Below are 16,622 nucleotides of genomic sequence, written 5' to 3'. Positions count from 1 at the left end.
GTCACATGATGAACCTCGCCACCCACCTGATCGATGCGGCGCAGCGGTATCCGGACCGTCCGGCCGTCCGCCTCGACGACGAGGTGCTCGACTACACCGACCTCCTCGCCCAGGCCTCGGCAGTGGCGCAGTGGCTGAACGAACAGGGCCTGGAGCCCGGCGACCGGGTCGGCCTCGTCCTGCCGAACGTACCGGCTTTCCCGGTGCACTTCTACGGCGTGCTCCTCGCCGGCGGGATCGTCGTGCCGATGAACCCGCTGCTCAAGTCCCGCGAGATCGGGTTCCACCTCGAGGACTCCGGCGCGCGCTTCCTCTTCGTCGACGAGCAGCTGGCCGACGAGGCGTACGCAGCAGCGGCCGCCCAGGGCGCGACCGCCGTCACCGTCGCCCCGGGCAGCGCACACGTGCCGCCGGCCGGGGCGAGGGCCCGGCCGGTGCCGCGTACGGCGTCCGACACGGCGGTGATCCTCTACACCTCCGGCACCACCGGCCGCCCGAAGGGGGCCGAGCTGACCCACGACAACCTCGGCGGCAACGCCGCCGTCACCCGCGACACGCTGATCGAGGTCGGCCCCGAGGACGTGGTGATGGGATGCCTGCCGCTCTTCCATGTCTTCGGCCTCACCTGCGGCCTCAACACCGCGGTCCAGGCCGGGGCCTGCCTGACCCTGATCCCCCGCTTCGACGCCATGGCCGCGCTCGAGGTGATCGGCCGGGACCGGGTCACGGTCTTCGAGGGCGTCCCGACGATGTACGCCGGGATGCTGCACGCCGCGGACGCCGGCTCCTTCGACGTCTCGAGCCTGCGCACCTGCATCTGCGGCGGGGCACCGCTGCCGGTGGAGCTGCTCCACAAGTTCGAGGAGACGTTCGACTGCACGATCCTCGAGGGTTACGGCCTCTCGGAGAGCTCGCCGGTGGCCTGCTTCAACCACCCGCACCTCGAACGCCGGGCGGGCTCGGTCGGCGTCCCGGTCCGCGACGTCCAGCTCATGCTGGTCGCCGACGACGGCAGCGAGGTCCCGCCCGGCGAGGTCGGCGAGATCCTCATCAAGGGACCCAACGTGATGAAGGGCTACTGGCAGCTGCCCGAGGTCACCGCCGAGACGGTGGTCGACGGCTGGTTACGTACCGGCGACCTCGGCCGGCGCGACGATGACGGCTACTACTACATCGTCGACCGCAAGAAGTCGCTCATCATCCGCGGCGGCTACAACGTCTATCCCCGCGAGATCGAAGAGGTCGTCTACGAGCACCCTGCCGTCGCCGAGGCAGCCGTCGTCGGCGTGCCGCATCCCGAGCTCGGCGAGGAGGTGGGCGCCGCGGTGTCGCTCAAGGCCGGGGCGACGGCCTCGGTCGAAGAGATCCGGGACTTCGTGAAAGAGCGGGTCGCGGCGTACAAGTACCCGCGTCACGTCTGGATCATGTCGGAGCTGCCCAAGGGTCCGACCGGCAAGATCCTGCGCCGCGAGGTCGACCCTCCGAGCGACTTGACCCGACCCAGCACCGGCACCTGAGGCCGGCGCCAGAAACCCGGCCTCAGAACCCCTCCACGATCGATACCCAGCCAGGCATCTGATCCATATATAGCCCGTCCCCAGGCGATTTATCGCGACCTCACACATTTCCCGACGCGCCCTTCCCAAACGCTCTGCGGCTGCTGAATGGTGCTATGTGTCGAGGGTCACAACTTTCTCGGCCCGCCCACCAGGAGTGAACACACCATGGAGAACCATCCCGCTGAGGGCCCGTCTCGGGTCTCCAGACGCTCGTTCGTCGGATACGTCATCGGAGGCGCGACCCTGATCGCCGCCGCCGATCTGGGCCTCACGCCCTCCGCCGCCCAGGCGGTACCGATCCCGTCGGTGCCCCAGGTACCCGAGCTCTACGACCTCAACGACTTCTTGACGCATTGCGCGGCGCCGACGTCGAACCTGATCGCGATCGAGGTCGACGAGAAGGGCCACGCCCACTTCGCGCTGCCCCGGATGGAGGTCGGCCAAGGCATCACCACGGCCATCTCGATGCTGATCGCCGAGGAGCTGGACCTGCCGCTCGGCCGCGTGCACGTCACGTTGGCGCCGGCCCGCCCCGAGCTGCTCTTCAACCAGCTGACCGGCGGCTCCAACACGATCATCTCGATGTACACCCCGGTCCGCGTCGCCGCCGCGATCGCCCGCAAGGCGCTGCTCGAGGCAGCCGCGATCATGCTCGGGGGCACGGTGACGCAGCTGATCTCCAAGGACGGCGTGATCAGCGCTCCTGACGGGTCCTCGGTGACCTATGGCGAGGCGGCCGCCAAGGCGGCGAAGCCGACGACCGAGAAGGTCGAGGTCGAGCTGAAGGAGACCTCGAAGCACGCCATCGTCGGCAAGCCGCACCGCCGCGTCGACGCGCGCGCGGCGGTCACCGGCAAGAAGAAGTTCGCGATGGACCTCGACATCCCGGGCGCACTGCCCACGATGGTCTGCCGGGCGCCCGAGCTCAACGGCACCCCGGACAAGATCAGGAACAAGGACGAGGTCGAGAAGATGCCCGGCGTCACCCACGTCGCGATCATCCCGACCGGCGTCGCGGTCCGCGCCAAGACCTTCGGTCAGTGCATCGACGCCGTGCGGGCGCTGGACGTCACCTGGAACTCCGGCACCGTGACCACCATGTCTGCCAAGGACATCCAGGCCGAGCTCAAGGCGGGGCAGATCCCGCTCGCGGTGCCCAAGGTCGGCGCCACGTCGGTCGACGGCGAGTTCACCTTCCACTTCCGCAGCGGCTCGGCTCTCGAGCCCAACTGCGCGGTCGCCGACGTACGCGACGGGAAGGCCACCGTCTGGGGCGGTCTGAAGTCGCCGATCGACGCCCAGGGCCGGATCGCCAAGGCGCTCGGGATCGCACAGACCGACGTGACGGTCAACGTGGTCCAGGGCGGTGGCTCCTTCGGGCGCAAGCTGTTCAGCGACGCCGCGGTCGAGGCCGCGCACGCGTCCAAGGAGTTCGGTGCGCCGGTCAAGCTGATGTGGCACCGCGCCGACGAGCCGCGCCAGGGCCGGGTGCACCCGATGGCCGTCTCCCAGATCCGGGCGACAGTGCTGGCCGGCAGCGTGCTCACCTTCGAGCAGCGCCACGCCAGCGTTGCCTGTGACTTCACCCATGGGCTCGGGGAGCGGCTGACCGCCGAGGTGGCGGCGCTGCCGACCGGCCTGTCGAACCTGAGCTTCTCGGAGTCGATCTTCCTGCTCAGCCAGGAGATGCCCTACAACTTCGGGGTCGTCACCCAGCTGCTCAACGAGCCGAAGCCGGAGGTCGACCGGTTCAACACCAGCTCGGTGCGCAACATCTACTCCCCCGACGTCGCCACCGCCAGCGAGCTGATGGTCGACCAGCTCGCCAAGAAGCTGAAGCAGGATCCGGTGACCTTCCGGCGCAACTACCTCAAGAGCGACACCGTCAAGCGGGTCCTCGACCGCGCTGCCGAGATCGGTGACTGGGGACGCTCGATGCCCGCCGGCACGGCGCAGGGCATCGCCGTCCACAAGGAGTACAAGGGCGCCACCGCGGTGCTCGTGGAGATCGACTGCCGCCCCGAGACGGTCAACCGGGAGGTGCGCAACGCCGTCACGGGGCCTCGGGTCACCAAGGCGGTCGTGGTCGCCGACGTCGGCCTGGTGATCAACCCGGCCGGGGTGAAGGCCCAGATGATGGGCGGCTTCTCCGACGGGATGTGCCAGGCGCTGACCTACAGCAACCACCTGGTCGACGGTCAGTTCCTGGAGGCCAGCTGGGACAACTCGGCCTACACCCGGCAGTGGAACACGCCGTTCGAGTTCGAGGTCGAGGTGATGGAGTCGAACGGCGACCAGCCGGGCGGTGTCGGTGAGGCCGGTGTGGCCGCCTCGATGGCCGCCGTGGCCTGCGCCTACGCCCGGGCCACCGGCGAGATGCCCACGGAGTTCCCGATCAACTTCAACGAGCCGCTCCACTTCAAGCCCAAGTCCTTCATCCCGCCCGTCCCCGAGTCGCCGACCGACGGCCTCGCCTACACGTTCTGAGGTCCCCTGCGATGCCTTCACACACCTTCCAGCTCAACGGCGAGACCGTCACCGTCGACGTCGAGGACGACGTACGCATCCTGTGGGTCCTGCGTGACGTCCTCGGTGTCACCGGCCCGAAGTACGGCTGCGGCATCAACGTCTGCAAGGCCTGTACGTCGCACATCAACGGCAAGGCGTTCAACCCTTGCGCGGTGCGCGTCGCCGACATCGGCGCCGACGACGAGATCACCACCATCGAGGGCCTGGCCGACACGGCCCCCGGAGACGGCCTGCACCCGATGCAGGAGGCCTGGCTCGAGCACGACGTCGCCCAGTGCGGCTACTGCCAGCCCGGCCAGATCATGGCCGCGGTCGCGCTCGTCAACAAGGTCCGTGCGGAGGGGCGCGCCATCAACGAGGCCGACCTCGACACGATCCGCAACGTGTGCCGCTGCGGCACCTACTCGAAGATCCGGGAGGCCATCAAGACCGGACAGGATGCGATGGCCCGCGGGCTCTGAGAGCTCTCCGGGGGTCAGTCCCCGGAGAGCTCTTGCTCGATCCGCTCGACCTTCGCGGTGAGCTGGCCGGTGTAGCCGGGCCGGATGTCGGCCTTGAGCACCAGCCCGACCCGCGAGGAGACGGCGGCGACCGCGTCGACGCACTGCTTGATGACACCCATGACCTCGTCCCACTCACCTTCCAGGTTGGTGAACATGGCGTTGGTCTCGTTGGGCAGTCCGGACTCGCGGACGATGCGGATCGCCTCCGCGACGGATGCGGCCACCGAGCCATCGGGGTCGTCGGTGGTCGTCGGGGCGATCGAGAAGGCGACGAGCATGTCGAAACACTATCCAAACGCTTCCCGCGGCTGCATATAGTGGCGCCGCCGGCGGCCGAAGGTGCCACAGCCGGCGAGAGAGGAATCGATGAGTGAGGGACTCGACCGGCTCGCTGCCACGCTGGGCGTGCCGGCCACGCGGCTCGCGCCGCTGGAGGCGTACGACGACCAGCAGCTGGGCCGGTTCAACGATCTGGCCCAGGGCGCGATGATCGCGGAGGACAAGGCGTTCGAGGCCTCCCTCGACGAGGCGCTGAAGCTGGTGCCGAAGATGCTGCGCGGCGTCGTCCAGAAGATGCTCGGAGGCAGCCGATGACCGCCCTGACGAGTGCGCTCGAGATCACCAAGCTCGCCCACGAGATGCATGTGGACGAGGCCGAGCTCGCCTTCCTCGCCACCACCTCCCCAGACGACCTCCGCGACCTGCGCGGGATCGTCTCGCACGCCATGTTCAGCCGTCACGAGTCCCGGGTGAAGGGGCTCGCAGCGGTCAGCAAGAAGCTCCCCGCTGCCGTCACCGCGAAGATCACCGAGATCGCGATGGGCCCCATGCTCAGCGCCCGGGTGGCTGCGGTGATGGACCCGGCCGACGCCGCGAAGCTGGCCGGCCACCTGAAGCCGGAGTTCCTCGCCGAGCTCTCCGTACACCTCGACCCGAGCCGTGTCGAGGCGATCATCGCCAGGCTCGACCGTGGCCTGGTCGTCGATGTCGGCCGCCGGCTCCTGGCCGACGGACATCTGCTGACCCTGGCCAGGTTCACCGGTGTCGTGGGCCCCGAGACCTCGCTGAAGGTCGTCGACGGCGCCTCGGGCGCAGAGATCCTCCGGCTCGCGCTGTTCATCGACGAGCCCTCGGTGATCGACCCCCTCCTCGCCGGCCTGCCCGACGAGACCGTGACCGAGATCGCGGCATCCGGCCCCGACCACACCGACGCCTTCGACGCACTGCTTCTCGCGCTGAGCGAAGACAGCCGCGCCCGGATCGCGTCGCTGGCCTGAGACGCCACCTCCGGATAGGACGGACCGCGAACGGCCCGCCACCCTCGCGGATGACGGGCCGTTCGACCAGCTGGGTCAGTTGTTGACCAGGCTGCGCAGCACGTACTGCAGGATGCCGCCGTTGCGGTAGTAGTTGGCCTCACCCGGGGTGTCGATGCGGACGACCGCGTCGAACTCGACACCGGTGTCGGTGGTGACCTTGACCGTCTTCGGGGTGACGCCCTCGTTGAGCGCGGTGATACCGGAGATCGAGAAGGTCTCCTCACCGGTCAGGCCGAGGCTGTCGGCGTTCTGGCCCGCCGGGAACTGCAGCGGGATGACGCCCATGCCGATGAGGTTGGAGCGGTGGATGCGCTCGAACGACTCGGTGATGACGGCCTTGACGCCCAGGAGCGAGGTGCCCTTGGCCGCCCAGTCGCGCGAGGATCCGGAACCGTACTCCTTGCCGCCGAGGACGACCAGCGGGGTGCCGGCCGCGGCGTAGTTCTGGGCGGCGTCGTAGATGAAGCTGACCGGAGCGTCGGGCTGGGTGAAGTCGCGGGTGTAGCCACCCTCGGTGCCCGGGGCGACCTGGTTCTTGATCCGGATGTTGGCGAAGGTGCCGCGGATCATGATCTCGTGGTTGCCTCGACGCGAGCCGTAGGAGTTGAAGTCACGCTGCTCGACGCCGTGCTCGAGGAGGTACTTGCCGGCGGGCGAGTCCTTCTTGATGTTGCCCGCGGGACTGATGTGGTCGGTGGTGACCGAGTCGCCCAGCTTCAGCAGGACGCGGGCACCCTCGATGTCCGTCACCGGGGACGGGGTCTTCGCCATGCCCTCGAAGTAGGGGGCCTTGCGGACGTAGGTCGACTCCTCGTCCCAGGTGAAGGTGTCACCGGTCGGGGTCGGCAGGTTCTGCCAGCGCTCGTCGCCCGCGAACACGTCGGCGTAGTCCTTCGTGAACATGTCGGAGGAGATCGCGGTGGCGATGGTCTCCTCGACCTCGGCCGGGGTCGGCCAGATGTCCTTGAGGAAGACGTCGTTGCCGTCCTGGTCCTGGCCCAGCGCGTCCTCGAACAGGTTCATGTTCATGTTGCCGGCCAGGGCGTAGGCGATGACCAGCGGCGGCGACGCGAGGTAGTTCATCTTCACGTCGGGGTTGATCCGACCCTCGAAGTTTCGGTTGCCGGAGAGGACCGAGACGACGGCGAGGTCGTTGTCGTTCACCGCGGCGGAGACCTCGGGGATGATCGGGCCCGAGTTGCCGATGCAGGTCACGCAGCCGTAGCCGACGAGGTTGAAGCCGACCTTCTCCAGGTAGGGGGTGAGCCCGGCCTTGTCGTAGTAGTCGGTGACGACCTTGGAGCCGGGCGCCAGGGTGGTCTTGACCCACGGCTTGCGGGTCAGGCCCTTCTCGACGGCCTTCTTCGCCAGCAGCGCGGCGCCGATCATGACCGACGGGTTGGAGGTGTTGGTGCAGGAGGTGATCGAGGCGATCGTGACCGCGCCGTTCTCCAGCTCGAACTCGGTGCCGTCTGCCAGCTTGACCGGGATCTTGGCGTCGGTCTTGGAGGTGTAGGACGGCAGGTGGCCCTCGAAGGAGGTCTTGGCGTCGGTGAGCTCGACGCGGTCTTGCGGACGCTTCGGGCCGGCGATGCTCGGGACGACGGTGGAGAGGTCGAGCTCGAGGGTCTCGGAGTAGCGCGGCTCGGCGGCCGGGTCGTGCCAGAGGCCCTGCTCCTTGGCGTACTTCTCCACCAGCGCCAGCTGCTCCTCGGAGCGGCCGGTGAGCTTGAGGTAGTTGATGGTCTCCTCGTCGACCGGGAAGATCGCGATGGTGGACCCGAACTCCGGCGACATGTTGCCGATGGTGGCGCGGTTGGCCAGCGGCAGCGCGGTCACGCCGGCGCCGTAGAACTCGACGAACTTGCCGACCACACCGTGCTTGCGCAGCATCTCGGTGATGGTGAGGACCAGGTCGGTGGCGGTCGAGCCCTCGGGCAGGTCGCCGTGGAGCTTGAAGCCGACCACGCGCGGGATCAGCATGGAGACCGGCTGGCCGAGCAGCGCGGCCTCGGCCTCGATGCCGCCCACGCCGAAGCCGAGGACACCCAGGCCGTTGACCATGGTGGTGTGGGAGTCGGTGCCGACGCAGGTGTCGGGGTAGGCCTGCAGCTCGCCGTCGACCTCACGGGTGAAGACGGTGCGGGCCAGGTGCTCGATGTTGACCTGGTGGACGATGCCGGTGCCCGGCGGGACGACCTTGAAGTCCTCGAAGGCGGTCTGGCCCCAGCGCAGGAACTGGTAGCGCTCGCGGTTGCGCTCGTACTCGATCTCGACGTTGCGCTCGAAGGCCTCCGGGGTGCCGAAGACCTCGGCGATCACGGAGTGGTCGATGACCATCTCGGCCGGCGAGAGCGGGTTGATCTTGGTCGGGTCGCCGCCGAGCTCGGCCGCGGCCTCGCGCAGGGTCGCCAGGTCGACGATGCAGGGCACGCCGGTGAAGTCCTGCATGATCACGCGCGCCGGCGTGTACTGGATCTCCTTGTCGGGCTCGGCGGTCTCGTCCCAGCCCGCCAGCGCCTTGATGTCGTCGGCGGTGATGTTCGCGCCGTCCTCGGTGCGCAGGAGGTTCTCCAGCAGCACCTTCAACGAGAAGGGCAGCGACGCGACGTCGAGGCCCTCACCCTTGACCGCATCCAGGCGGAAGATCTCGTAGGACTTACCGTCCACGTCCAGGGTGCTCTTGGCACCGAAGCTGTCCTTGCTGGCCAACGCGTTCATCTCCTTGCTCGCGTCCACAGTGACGTACGTTCTCAAGTCTTTGAAGCCCATCCTGCCCCGGCCACCCGCGCCGGGAAAACAAAGGCTCACCTAACCTTTTGCGGCGATCGCTCGCCTGATCTCTTGATATCAAGATACATGATGTCGAACGACAATTCGAATCACCCGGCGTGCCGGGTTGTGACCACCGCCGCTGACAGCGATCCTCGGATACTCCATGATTGGTCCGACCGGGCCACCCGTCGGGCCGCAACTCGTCGGGCACGAAGTGATGCGAGGAGAGCCTTGAGCACCCTGATCGCCGTCGTGGCGCTCGTGATCGCCGTGGCCGCCGCCGCTGTCGCCTGGCGCCTGCGGCGCGCCAACAAGGCGCTGCGTGCCGAGACCATCGGCCTGCTGTGGCGTCTGGAGCAGGCCGACATCTCGGCGCCACGCACCGCCTATGCCGAGCTTCCGCCCGAGGAGCGGGTGCTGAGCATCCGCATCCTCAACCCGCTCGAGCTCGCCTCCGCCCAGACCAAGGCGGCGACCATGCTGCACAAGGTGCGGCCGGCGCTGCTCTCGAAGATGGTCTACGACCAAGCTGCCGAGTCACTGCGCGAGCGGCTCGCCGACGAGGGCGTCGTGGCCGAGGTCAAGGTCCATGCTGGTCGCTAGCCTCGCCCTGCTCGGCGCCCTCGCCTCCGCCGTCGTCGTCGGCCTCGCCTTCGCGGAGCAGCGTCGCCTCGAGCGCGCCCTGGAGGACGTACGCCTCGGGGACCTGAAGGCGCGCACGTCCCGTGCCGAGGCCGATCGTGCCGCCGACTGGCTCAGCCCGATCACGGACCAGATCACCGCGCCCTTCGCGGAAGCGACCCGGTCGGTGGCCGGTGCACTCGCGCGCGTGGTGCCCAGCTCCGGCCGGCGCGGCCGGCGGATGCTCAACGCGTTGCCGGCCACGACGACCGGCGAGCTGCTGGGCACCCTGGGCCCGCACCTCGACGAGGCCGTCCTGGACCGTCGTCAGCTGATCACCGACCTCTCCGAGGACCCCACCATGGCGATGCGGATCATCAGGGACGAGCAGGAGAGGTCGCGCGGGTAGCGCCGCCTCTCGCCTCAGGCGAGGGTCGCCAGCCGCTCGCGAAGGCGCCCACGCTCCTGGTCGGTGAGCGGCACCTCGGCCTGCTCGAGGTAGCCCATCACCTCCTCGAGCCCGATCTCGCGGTGCTCGGTGTCCTCGCCCTCGCGCCGGATGGTGACGGTGTTGTGGGTGAGACTGAGGTGTCTGTCCGCGAGGAGCTTGGTCATGATCAGCCGGTGGCGGAAGTGCACCGTCGGGTAAGTGCTGGTGTAGTGGTGGCCGAGCGCGACGTCGCTCGGCACGACCAGCGCCTCGTCGTGGGTGTGCATCAGCTCCCACCCGTCGTCCTTGGCCCGCTCCAGCGCCCAGCCGTGCTCGCCCCACCGCACCCGGTGGCTGATGCCGCGCACCTCATCGACCGCGCCGTCGACCAGCGGGATCGGCCGCCACAGGCTCAGCCCGAACCCGGGATCGGCCAGCAGCCGCTCCCCGTCGAGGTCGACCACGACCACCAGATGCGTACGTCCCGCCGCGGTCGGGTCGTCGCCGACCCGCGCGAGGCGCCGCTCGACGGCGAAGCCGAGCCGGTCCAGCACCGCAGCGAGAAGCGTGCCGTGCTCGAAGCAGTAGCCGCCTCTCCCCCGGCCGGCGAACTTCGCCTGCACGTCAGGCAGGTCGACGCCGGGATGCTGTTCGAGCAGCACGTCGATGTTGTCGAAGGTGAAAGTGCGCAGGTGGGCGTCGTAGACCTCGTCGAGCGTCTCGCGCGACGGGCCGGGCGGCTCGGCCACCCCGATCCGGTCCAGATACGCCGTCAGGTCGAGCCGGTCGGTGCCCCACAGATCATCGCTCACGACAGCATCTCAACGCCGATGCCCCCGACACGCAACCGATATCCGGCGCGGCCGGCTGTGCTCCGGGCCCGACGGTGGCCATGACGATGACGATGACGATGACCGGTCACCTCAGATGTCCAGGTCGGCTCGGAACGCCGTCGCGGCCTGACCAGCGATCGAGACGAGCTGGTGGTCGGCCCGCGCCTCGACGGTGACGCGCACGTCGCCCGGCCTTCCCATGGCCACGCCTTGGCGCCCGGTGAAGGAGAAGGTGCCTGCGGCCGGCTGGACGATGCCGTGGTGGACCAGGTAGGCGCCGAGCGGCCCGTGCCCGTTGCCGGTCACCGGATCCTCGGTGATGCCGATGGCGGGCGCGAACATGCGTGCCCAGGTGAGTATGCGGGAGTGACAGGTGTCGCGCGTGAAGACGAAGAACCCGTTGCTGCCGACCTCGCTGCTGAGCAGGGACAATGCTGCGAGGTCTGGTCGCAGACCGTCGACAGCACTTCGGCTGCGGAGCTCGACCAGGACCTTGGAGTGGCCGGTCGAGACGACCTGCACGGGACCGCTGTCCGCCAGATCGTGCAGGTCGGCGCCGAGTGCCCTCAGCAGTCGATCCACCTGCTCACCGCCGAGCTGCGGTCCGAACGTAGCCCTTCCCTGGTGCATGCTGATCGACACTCGATCGCCCTCGCGCACGATGTCGACCGGCTGCAGCAGCCCGCTGCCCGTCTTCTGCACCAGTGTCCCCGAAGGCAAGGCGTGCTCGACGGCACGAGCGAAGTGAGTTGCGACGGTGGCGTGCCCGCAGGTCGGGACCTCGGTCGTCGGGGTGAAGAACCGCACTCGGACGTCGTGGTCGGCGGAGTCGGCGGACAGCACGAAGGCCGTCTCGGAGTTGTTCAGCTCCCGGGCGACCGCAAGCATCTCGGAGTCCGTCATGCCGTCCGCGCCGAGAACCACGCCAGCCGGGTTTCCGGTGAAGGGGGTGCTGGTGAAGGCGTCCACCTGGTAGAGGGTTCTCATCGTCGGTCGGCCTCCGCCTCGGATGCGAGCCCCTCGGCCACCTGCACGAGCGTACGCACGGCGCACCCGGTGCCACCGTCGGGGGTGTAGCCGTAGGGCTCGCCCTCGTGGAACGCGGGACCGGCGATGTCGAGGTGCGCCCAGGGAATGCCAGGAGGGACGAACTCTTGGAGGAACAGGCCCGCCACCAGACCGCCGCCCATCCGATCGCCGAAGTTGGCGATGTCGGCAACTCGTGAGTCCAGGCTCTTGCGCAGCTCGGGCACCAGCGGCATCGGCCAGGCCCGCTCGCCCGCCACCCCGGCGGCACCGACCACCTGAGCACGGAACGCGTCGTCGTTGGACATCACTCCGTACACGTGGTTACCGAGGCCGAACCGCATGGCGGCGGTCAGCGTGGCCACGTCGACGATCGCGTCCGGCTTCTCCTCACCAGCGCGCACCAGCGTGTCGGCGAGTACGAGGCGTCCCTCGGCATCGGTGTTGAGCACCTCGACGGTACGCCCGCCGTACATGCGAAGCACGTCGCCAGGACGGAGCGCAGAACCGGATGGCATGTTCTCCGCGAGCGCGAGCCAGCCGGTGATGTTGACCTTCAGCCCGAGGCGGGCGGCGGCCACGACTGCACCGAGGACGGCGGCCGCGCCGGACATGTCGCGCTTCATGATCTCGTTCGCGCCGACCGGTTTCAGCGAGATGCCACCCGAGTCGTACGTGATGCCCTTGCCCACCAGGGCAAGCGTCGCCGTTGCCTCGGGGTGGGTGTGGGTGATCCGAACCAGCCGCGGTGGTCGGGCCGAGCCCTGGCCGACTCCGAGGATGCCGCCGAACCCACCTGCTGCGAGCTCCTCGTGGTCGAGGACGTCGACCGTCAGCCCGTGTCGTCTGCCGACGTCGGCCGCGGTGTCGGCGAAGGTCTCCGGATAGAGGTCGTTGGCCGGCGTGTTGACGAGGTCACGGGCCCGGTTCACCTCGCGGCCGATCACTCCTGCTCGACGCACCGCGGCCTGCGCGACCGACCGGTCCTCGCCGTCGACGAGGATGGCCAGTTCCTCGACCGCAGGCCTCTGGTGTCCGGCCGTGCGATACGCGTTGAACGTGTAGGCCCCGAGGACGGCACCCAACGCGACGGCCTCGACGGACTCGGCGCCTCTGACTGGCAGTGCGATCACCGCTACCGCGGCGCCGGCGAGGTGGCGGGCCACAGTCCCGGCGGCCTGGCGCAGCGACTCGGTGTCGTACCAGGCGCCGATGTCTGGGCCCTCGCCCAACCCGACGGCGAGGACCAACTCGGTACTGGTGCGAGGAGGCGCGGCAAGCTTCACGACCTCGCCCGCCGCTCCTGACATGCCGAGGACCGCGAGCCGTTCGGCCAGCCCTGCGTCGAACGCGGTCGCCAGCCCTGCTGCGCCGGGCGCCAGGGCCGGGCCCGTTGCCCCTTTGACTACGCCGATCACGATGTAGTCAGCCGGCTGTGACGCGGCGAGTTCGGTGGTGACGGTCAGTCTGGTCACGGTCGAGGATCCTCGGCTTTCCGGGATGTGTGGTGGATCATCAGCGGGGTGTTCACGGTGTCACTGACGGGGCCGCCGTCGAGGTTTCGGGCTGGCGGCGTGGCCGTGGTGCGCCGGCGTGTCAGAGCGACCCCGGCGAGCACGACAGTCATCCCCAGCACGATCCGGGCGCTCAGCTCCTCGCCGAGCAGGATGGCCCCCAGCCCTACCGACACGACGGGCAACAGGTAACCGACCGCCGCGGCGTTCGTCGCGCCTTCGGCGGCGATGATCCTGTAGGTGAGGTGGAAGGTGGCTCCGGTGGCGACCGTTCCCAAGATCGCCAGGACGGCGATCGCCCGCAGATCGAGCTGGACCGGAGCCAGCCCGCCGAACGGCAGGGTGAGTGCCGTCAGGCCCGTGGCTGCGGTGAGCTGCGCGGCCGACAGCGAGATGGTGGGAATGCCTGTGCCGACCAGATGACGGCTCATGTAGGCGAAGCCGATCGCGTAGCTGACGGCGGCAGCGACGACGGGCAGCGCACCCCGACCGATCGGCATGTTCGGCTGCCACGGAGCGAAGATCAGCATGACGCCCGCGAACCCGAGCAGCAGTCCGAGCATCCGACCCGGTCGCGGTCCACGCTCGAGGCCGATGGTGATGCCGATCAGCAGAGACCACAGCGGAGTTGTCGCGTTCAAGACACCGGCAACCCCCGAGTGGATGCTCTGTTGCCCCACGCTGAACATGGCGAACGGCAGCGCGTTGCAGAAGAGGGCGGCCACGAAGACGTGGCCCCAGGTCGCTGGATCGCGCGGGAGGCGTCGACCCACCGCAGCACAGGCGAGCAACAGCGTGGCCGAGCCGAGCACGCATCGGACCAAGGTCACCTGGACAGGCGCCAGGACCTCGAGGGCGAGCTCGATCCAGAGGAACGTCGATCCCCACAACAACGCCAGCAGGCCGATCTGCGCCCACGTCCACAACCTGTCCACTGCGCTCCTGTCCCGTTCTCGGTGACCTGTCCCAGGAACGGTGCCGGACAAAACACGAAAGGAAAAGCAAACGATTCTGGACGACTGTTAAGGTCTTCTACATGATCGAGCTCAGGCGTATGCAGGCCCTACGGGCCGTGGTCACCAGCGGGTCGATCACAGCAGCGGCGGCGCACCTGGGTTACACCCCCTCCGCCGTCAGCCAGCAGGTCGCGGCCCTGGAGAAGGAGGTCGGGACCGTGCTCCTCGAGCGCATCGGTCGGGGCGTGCGTCCCACCGCAGCGGGACGCCTGCTCACCACCCACGCAGCGATCATCAGCGAGCGGGTCGCGGAGGCCGAGACGGCCATCGCCGACCTCCGCGCCGGTCGTACCGGCAGGTTGGCGATCCGCTACTTCGCCTCCGTCGGACCCACTCTGCTGGCTCCAGCCCTCGCCCGGGTGCGGGATGCGCACCCAGGCATCGCGATCGATCCCACGCTCACCGGCCTCGACGATCCGTTGCTCGAGGTCGAGCAGGGCGATGCCGACGTGGCGATCGTGGTGCGCGGCGCTGGAGCGGACAGGCCTGCGGGCATCGGCCTTGCGCATCTCGTCGATGACGCCTATCAAGCCGTGCTGCCCCTCGGACACCGGCTCGCGGAGCAGGAGGAGATCAGCCTCGTCGATCTCGCCGGCGAACCATGGGTAGGCAGCGAACCGCCCGGCCCGTGCCTCGAGCCGATCATCAACGCCTGCGCGGCGGCGGGCTTCACCCCGGACTTCGTGGCCAAGTCAGAGGACTACGCCACGGCTCAGGGTTTCGTCGCCGCCGGTCTCGGCGTCAGTCTGATTCCCAGGCTCGGACTCGGCACCCGCCATCCGGGCGTGATCACACGGCGGGTGAAGCAGCCCGAACCAGTCAGGTCGATCTACGCCGCGGCTCGTGAGGTCTCGCTGAACCAGCCCGCTGTGCGTGCGATGGTGAGCGCCTTGACCGAGGTCGGAAGGACCTGAATCAGGTCTCGACCAGGTCCGGTTCGCATCACCGCAGCTCAGAGGTCACTTCGTCAGCAGCGCGACGGCCTCGACGTGGTGGGTCATCGGGAAGGCCTTGATGCTGGTCAGCGTGAACGCGATCCGTTGCGATTGCCCGCTTTCTTGAGCCAGGACTATCTGCTGACCTGCGGTGACATCGTCTCACGCCTCCGCTGGCGCCAGCACACGATTGCGGACCTTTGCGCACCATAGCGAGCCCATTCCGAGCCCCGTTGACTTATTCGCGGCTCACAGACATGGGGTTCTGGTCGACGGTCCCGGCGTGACTGACTTGCCAATGTCATCCTCGACCGACGTGTCGTCACCGTCCGGGAGCACGGCGTCGGGTCCACCTCAAGCCGCCCTGGCCGACCTTACTGATCGACGCTTCGAACAGAGATGCCTTCGAGCGCCCTCTTCACTGCCGTTTCGACGGCATAGGCGGGAACGCCGGCCGGGACGACGAGCATCCCGATCGATGCCTCGCTCTCGTCCGCGAAGGTGCGGTGGACCGCGGCCAGTGCCTGCTCGATCTCTCGCTGAGGGTCCGTGCACTCCCGCCGGAGCCATCGGCGAAGTACGCGGTTGTGTGCCGCGACGACTGCCGCTGCTGTCATTTCGGCACGGAGCTCCGCTTCTGGCGAGGCATCGGCCCAGTGACTCAGGTAGCGACGGAAGAGGCGCTGGTAGCGGGCGCCGCTCACCAGCTCACGCTCACGGAGCGCCGGCACGGTGGAGGTCAGCCCATAGCGCTCCCGCGCACGTTCACCCTCCGCGACGTAGTGGAACAACACGATCTTGACCGCGTCCGTGACCGCCGCAAGACCCGCGTCGGCGGGCGAGGAACGCAATCGTTCTTCGACCCGGCCGAGAATCTCATCGTGGTCGGGGAAGATCACCGCTTCCTTGGACCCGAAGGAGCGGAAGAAGGTGCTGCGGCTGACGCCGGCCTCGGACGCGATGTCGTCGACCGAGGTAGCCGCGTATCCCTGGATGCCGAACAGGCGGAATGCCGCGTCCGAGATCTCGTCACGCGCTGCTGCCATCACTCTCCTTGGATTGATCCCTGGACATCATGCCCTATGACACTTAGTCTCATTCAATGACACTGAAGTTCACAAGGAGTTTTCGTTGAGCGCCGAACCCACCAACGAACCGGTCATCGATCTGCATACGACCGCCGGGAAGCTGGCCGAGCTGGAGCGTCGTCTCGACGAGGCCGTCCACGCCGGTTCCGCGAAGGCTGTCGAGAAGCAGCACGCGAAGGGACGTCAGACCGCCCGCGAGCGCATCGACATGCTGCTCGACGAGGGGTCCTTCCAGGAGGTCGACGAGCTGGCCCGCCACCGGTCCACCGCGTTCGGGCTGGAGAAGAACCGCCCCTTCGGCGACGGCGTGGTGACCGGTTACGGCACCATCGACGGCCGCCAGGTCTGCGTCTTCTCCCAGGACTTCACCGTCTTCGGTGGGTCGCTGGGCGAGGTCTACGGCGAGAAGATCACCAAGATCATGGACCTCGCGATCAAGACCGGCTCCCCGCTGATCGGGATCAACGAGGGCGC

Annotated in this window: 16 protein-coding genes; 9 read left to right on the top strand and 7 right to left on the bottom strand. The window is 68.4% G+C overall.

Annotated features, from left to right (window positions below):
- The first annotated feature begins 8 nt into the window (after positions 1–8).
- The 3 genes from ACFVDI_RS24610 (at position 9) to ACFVDI_RS24600 (ending at position 4,549) form a co-directional block, all read left to right on the top strand.
- Positions 9–1,517 (top strand): long-chain fatty acid--CoA ligase, encoded by a 1,509-nt coding sequence (locus ACFVDI_RS24610; RefSeq protein ID WP_378911411.1) that lies wholly within the window; start codon positions 9–11, stop codon positions 1,515–1,517.
- A gap of 207 nt (positions 1,518–1,724) precedes the next feature.
- Positions 1,725–4,046, top strand: coding sequence for a molybdopterin cofactor-binding domain-containing protein (locus ACFVDI_RS24605; protein ID WP_378911410.1), 2,322 nt, complete (start codon positions 1,725–1,727; stop codon positions 4,044–4,046).
- A gap of 11 nt (positions 4,047–4,057) precedes the next feature.
- A complete protein-coding gene (locus tag ACFVDI_RS24600; RefSeq protein WP_378911409.1) occupies positions 4,058–4,549 on the top strand; it encodes a (2Fe-2S)-binding protein in 492 nt (163 codons plus the stop codon).
- Between the two features lie 14 nt (positions 4,550–4,563).
- Here ACFVDI_RS24600 and ACFVDI_RS24595 read toward each other — a convergent pair whose 3' ends face one another.
- Positions 4,564–4,869, bottom strand: coding sequence for an MTH1187 family thiamine-binding protein (locus tag ACFVDI_RS24595; protein WP_378911408.1), 306 nt, complete (start codon positions 4,867–4,869; stop codon positions 4,564–4,566).
- A gap of 88 nt (positions 4,870–4,957) precedes the next feature.
- Between ACFVDI_RS24595 and ACFVDI_RS24590 the strand changes: the two genes are divergently transcribed.
- Entirely contained in the window at positions 4,958–5,185 is a 228-nt protein-coding gene (locus tag ACFVDI_RS24590; protein ID WP_378911407.1) for a hypothetical protein, read from the top strand.
- A complete protein-coding gene (locus ACFVDI_RS24585; RefSeq protein ID WP_378911406.1) occupies positions 5,182–5,868 on the top strand; it encodes a hypothetical protein in 687 nt (228 codons plus the stop codon). The genes ACFVDI_RS24590 and ACFVDI_RS24585 overlap by 4 nt, the downstream gene beginning before the upstream one ends.
- A 75-nt stretch (positions 5,869–5,943) precedes the next feature.
- On the opposite strand, the gene acnA is transcribed toward ACFVDI_RS24585, so the two are convergent.
- The gene (gene acnA / locus ACFVDI_RS24580) at positions 5,944–8,631 is read right to left on the bottom strand and encodes an aconitate hydratase AcnA (protein WP_378911405.1); all 2,688 of its coding nucleotides are present in this window, start codon (positions 8,629–8,631) and stop codon (positions 5,944–5,946) included.
- Positions 8,632–8,916: 285 nt separating this feature from the next.
- Here acnA and ACFVDI_RS24575 point away from each other — a divergent pair, with 285 nt between their 5' ends.
- A complete protein-coding gene (locus tag ACFVDI_RS24575; RefSeq protein ID WP_378911404.1) occupies positions 8,917–9,288 on the top strand; it encodes a hypothetical protein in 372 nt (123 codons plus the stop codon).
- Positions 9,275–9,715, top strand: coding sequence for a hypothetical protein (locus ACFVDI_RS24570; protein WP_378911403.1), 441 nt, complete (start codon positions 9,275–9,277; stop codon positions 9,713–9,715). Before ACFVDI_RS24575 ends, ACFVDI_RS24570 begins: the two co-directional genes overlap by 14 nt.
- A gap of 14 nt (positions 9,716–9,729) precedes the next feature.
- Here the strand turns inward: ACFVDI_RS24570 and ACFVDI_RS24565 are convergent, their stop codons facing one another.
- The 4 genes from ACFVDI_RS24565 to ACFVDI_RS24550 form a co-directional block, all read right to left on the bottom strand.
- Entirely contained in the window at positions 9,730–10,548 is an 819-nt protein-coding gene (locus ACFVDI_RS24565; RefSeq protein WP_378911402.1) for an arylamine N-acetyltransferase, read from the bottom strand.
- 111 nt (positions 10,549–10,659) lie between these two features.
- Positions 10,660–11,556: a PhzF family phenazine biosynthesis isomerase gene (locus ACFVDI_RS24560; protein ID WP_378911401.1), complete on the bottom strand. Its 897-nt coding sequence runs from the start codon at positions 11,554–11,556 to the stop codon at positions 10,660–10,662.
- Complete coding sequence (locus tag ACFVDI_RS24555; protein WP_378911400.1) at positions 11,553–13,070, bottom strand: leucyl aminopeptidase; 1,518 nt, start codon at positions 13,068–13,070, stop codon at positions 11,553–11,555. The genes ACFVDI_RS24560 and ACFVDI_RS24555 overlap by 4 nt, the downstream gene beginning before the upstream one ends.
- Positions 13,067–14,044: a DMT family transporter gene (locus ACFVDI_RS24550; RefSeq protein WP_378911399.1), complete on the bottom strand. Its 978-nt coding sequence runs from the start codon at positions 14,042–14,044 to the stop codon at positions 13,067–13,069. Before ACFVDI_RS24550 ends, ACFVDI_RS24555 begins: the two co-directional genes overlap by 4 nt.
- Positions 14,045–14,145: 101 nt before the next feature.
- Between ACFVDI_RS24550 and ACFVDI_RS24545 the strand changes: the two genes are divergently transcribed.
- A complete protein-coding gene (locus ACFVDI_RS24545) occupies positions 14,146–15,039 on the top strand; it encodes a LysR family transcriptional regulator (RefSeq protein ID WP_378911398.1) in 894 nt (297 codons plus the stop codon).
- Between the two features lie 395 nt (positions 15,040–15,434).
- Here ACFVDI_RS24545 and ACFVDI_RS24540 read toward each other — a convergent pair whose 3' ends face one another.
- Positions 15,435–16,106 (bottom strand): TetR/AcrR family transcriptional regulator, encoded by a 672-nt coding sequence (locus ACFVDI_RS24540; RefSeq protein ID WP_378911397.1) that lies wholly within the window; start codon positions 16,104–16,106, stop codon positions 15,435–15,437.
- A gap of 85 nt (positions 16,107–16,191) precedes the next feature.
- Here ACFVDI_RS24540 and ACFVDI_RS24535 point away from each other — a divergent pair.
- Positions 16,192–16,622, top strand: a 431-nt coding sequence (locus ACFVDI_RS24535; protein ID WP_378911396.1) for a carboxyl transferase domain-containing protein, incomplete at its 3' end; no start/stop codon positions are given.

It is taken from the genome of Nocardioides sp. NPDC057767, from assembly GCF_042798275.1.
Classification (GTDB): domain Bacteria; phylum Actinomycetota; class Actinomycetes; order Propionibacteriales; family Nocardioidaceae; genus Nocardioides.
This window is presented reverse-complemented; position numbering and strand designations above follow the sequence as displayed.